3 protein-coding genes are annotated in these 3233 nt (G+C 69.2%); 1 reads left to right on the top strand and 2 read right to left on the bottom strand.

Annotated features, from left to right (window positions below):
• Nucleotides 1–31 precede the first annotated feature (31 nt).
• Complete coding sequence (gene arc, locus ACFVIM_RS34255) at nt 32–1798, bottom strand: proteasome ATPase (protein ID WP_384310054.1); 1767 nt, start codon at nt 1796–1798, stop codon at nt 32–34.
• Nucleotides 1799–2051: 253 nt separating this feature from the next.
• On the opposite strand from arc, the gene ACFVIM_RS34250 reads away from it, so the two are divergent.
• Nucleotides 2052–2363 (top strand): ferredoxin, encoded by a 312-nt coding sequence (locus ACFVIM_RS34250; protein WP_384310052.1) that lies wholly within the window; start codon nt 2052–2054, stop codon nt 2361–2363.
• 120 nt (nt 2364–2483) lie between these two features.
• Here ACFVIM_RS34250 and ACFVIM_RS34245 read toward each other — a convergent pair whose 3' ends face one another.
• Nucleotides 2484–3065, bottom strand: coding sequence for a hypothetical protein (locus ACFVIM_RS34245; RefSeq protein WP_384310049.1), 582 nt, complete (start codon nt 3063–3065; stop codon nt 2484–2486).
• Nucleotides 3066–3233 lie beyond the last annotated feature (168 nt).

The raw sequence follows: 3233 nt of genomic DNA, 5'->3' as shown, positions 1-3233 counted from the left end.
GGCCGGGGGCGTCCGCAGCCGGAGGGCCTCATTACAGGTACTGCCCGGTGTTCGCCACCGTGTCGATCGAGCGGCCGGTGTCGGCGCCCTGCTTCCCGGTGACCAGGGTGCGGATGAAGACGATCCGCTCGCCCTTCTTGCCGGAGATACGAGCCCAGTCGTCGGGGTTCGTGGTGTTCGGCAGGTCCTCGTTCTCCTTGAACTCGTCCACACACGCCTGGAGCAGGTGGGCGACCCGGAGCCCCTTCTGGTTGTGGTCGAGGAAGGCCTTGATCGCCATCTTCTTGGCCCGGTCCACGATGTTCTGGATCATGGCCCCGGAGTTGAAGTCCTTGAAGTAGAGGACTTCCTTGTCACCGTTGGCGTAGGTGACCTCAAGGAAGCGGTTCTCCTCGGACTCCGCGTACATCTGCTCCACGACCGACTGGATCATGGCCTGGGCGGCGGCTTCCTTGGACCCGTTGTGCTCGGTCAGGTCGTCGGAGTGCAGCGGCAGCGAGGCGGTCAGGTACTTGGCGAAGATGTCCTTCGCCGCCTCCGCGTCCGGACGCTCGATCTTGATCTTCACATCGAGGCGGCCGGGGCGCAGGATCGCGGGGTCGATCATGTCCTCACGGTTGGAGGCGCCGATCACGATCACGTTCTCCAGGCCCTCGACGCCGTCGATCTCGGCGAGGAGCTGGGGGACGATCGTGTTCTCCACATCCGAGCTGACACCGGAGCCGCGGGTACGGAAGAGGGACTCCATCTCGTCGAAGAAGACGATCACGGGGGTGCCCTCGGACGCCTTCTCCCGGGCCCGCTGGAAGACCAGCCGGATATGGCGCTCGGTCTCGCCGACGTACTTGTTGAGCAGCTCGGGGCCCTTGATATTGAGGAAGTAGCTCTTCCCCGCGGGCTGCCCGGTCACCTCGGCGACCTTCTTGGCAAGGGAGTTGGCGACGGCCTTGGCGATCAGCGTCTTGCCGCAGCCGGGCGGGCCGTAGAGCAGGATGCCCTTCGGCGGGCGGAGCTCGTGCTCCTTGAAGAGGTCGGGATAGAGATAGGGGAGCTCGACGGCGTCGCGGATCATCTCGATCTGGCCGCCGAGGCCGCCGATCTTGTCGTAGTCGACATCGGGGACCTCTTCGAGGACCAGCTCCTCGACCTCGCTCTTGGGGACCACCTCGTAGACATAGCCCGAGCGCGGTTCGAGCAGCAGGGCGTCGCCGGGCCGGATCGTGATGTCCAGCAGGGGCTCGGCGAGCCGGACCACCCGCTCCTCGTCGGTGTGGCCGACGACCAGGGCGCGCTCGCCGTCCTCCAGGATCTCCTTGAGGGTGACGATGTCCCCGGCACGCTCGTAGGCCATCGCCTCGACCACGTTGAGCGCCTCGTTGAGCATGACCTCCTGGCCGCGCCGGAGATCCTCCAGCTCGACACTGGGGCTGACATTCACCCGGAGCTTGCGGCCCCCGGTGAAGATGTCGCAGGTGCCCTCCTCGTTCGCCTGAAGGAAGACACCGAAACCGGCCGGCGGCTGGGCGAGCCGGTCGACCTCCTCCTTGAGGGCCACGATCTGGTCGCGGGCCTCACGGAGCGTGTTGGCGAGCCGCTCGTTCTGAGCGGACACGCCAGCCAGGTTCGTCTGCAACTCGACGATCCGCTCTTCGAGAATCCTCGTATGACGCGGAGAGTCGGCGAGCTTGCGGCGCAGGACGGCGATTTCCTGCTCTAGGTAGGCAACCTGGCCGGCTGGGTCCTCAGACCCCCGCCCCGGCCGGATGCCGCGGTTGATGTCGTCGTCGTGGGCTGCCACGGTCCTCACCTCCTCCAAGGGGAGCTGGACGCTTCCTGACCCTACCTGGGCGGGTGGTGATTGAAACCCCTAGATCACAAAGACGGCTGGGGCGTGTCCGATCTTCACCCTTGCGCTCTCCCTCCCGCCAGGGGAATACCCACCCATCAACATCGGAAAGCGGGCGGTTGTATCGTCGAAGCGTTCAACACCCGTCAGGGCTGGCACGACTTGCGTCACCTTGCCTCACCCGACGAAGAAAACGGCAGGAGAGATGAGCGTGCAGCAGGAGTCGTCGACGGATGGTGCCACCGAGGCCCTGGAGGTCTGGATCGACCAGGACCTCTGCACCGGGGACGGCATCTGCGCCCAGTACGCCCCGGATGTGTTCGAGCTGGACATCGACGGGCTCGCCTATGTGAAGAGCGCGGACGACGAGCTGCTCCAGCAGCCGGGCGCCACCACCGCGGTGCCGCTGCCGCTGCTGCGGGACGTCGTGGACTCGGCGAAGGAGTGCCCGGGCGACTGTATTCACGTACGTCGGGTTTCGGACAGGGTCGAGGTCTATGGACCGGACGCGGAGTGACCACTTCCGTACGGTGAGCTGACGAGAACGCGATCATACGAAAGGGCGGGCCCGGCCGGGCCCGCCCTTTCGTTCTTCCGTCTGCGCCGTCGCCCTCTCATACGGGGGCGCGGCCGTGTCTCAGACCGTGTCCGCGGCGGGCGCGGAGGGGGCGGTACGGACGAAGGCGCCGCCCCTCCAGTGCCAGGCGGTCCGTTCGGTGAGGTCGGGGCAGCAGAGCGGGACCGTGTCGGAGGAGTAGCCGAGCACGGTGGCCGTGACGACGCCGTCACGGACGGCGAGCTCCGTCACGTTCTGTCGTGCCCGGGGGTCGATCAGGGTGGCGACCACCCGGGGGCCGCCGGGGCCGCCGGTGAGCACGTAGAGCCCGCTGGGCGGGGTGCCGGAGCCCGCCTGGCAGCGGGCGGCGACCACGGTCTCCGGGGAGCTGTCGCCGTCGAGGTCGCCCGCGGCCCGCGCGGTGGTCTGGGTCGGCCGCCCGGCGCACTCCAGCGGGAGCGGTACGGCGTCGGGATGGGGCGCGGGGGCCGGGGTCCGGGCCGGTGCCGGGCCCGCCGTGCCGCCCGGCGGGGTGGCGGTGGCGCGGTCGGGCTGGAGCAGCGCGGCGCCCGCGATGACCGCGGCCAGCGCCGCCGCCGTGGCGAGCCAGTGGACCGGTCGAGTCCGGTGGTGGGCGTGAGCGCGGACGGCGGAGTTCTGCACCCGTGGAGTCTCCTGTGGGAGGGGCGGCGGAGGGAGGTCTGCATCGTGCCATACGTCACAACGCCCGGGAACGCCGGGGCGGTCGGGCGGACGAGCGGGCCGGGGAGCGGCTCACCGGGCGCCGGGCGGGCCCACGCGTCCGGCGCACGCGTCCGGCCGCGGCGGGTC

This window comes from Streptomyces sp. NPDC057638 (genome assembly GCF_042800315.1).
Taxonomy (GTDB): domain Bacteria; phylum Actinomycetota; class Actinomycetes; order Streptomycetales; family Streptomycetaceae; genus Streptomyces.
The sequence above is the reverse complement of the archived record's forward strand: the minus strand, read 5'-3'. Positions and strand labels throughout refer to the sequence as shown.

Excerpts from the sequence above, each read along its gene's own strand:
- ACFVIM_RS34250 (WP_384310052.1), top strand. The coding sequence starts at position 2,052 with ATGAGCGTGCAGCAGGAGTCGTCGACGGATGGTGCCACCGAGGCCCTG.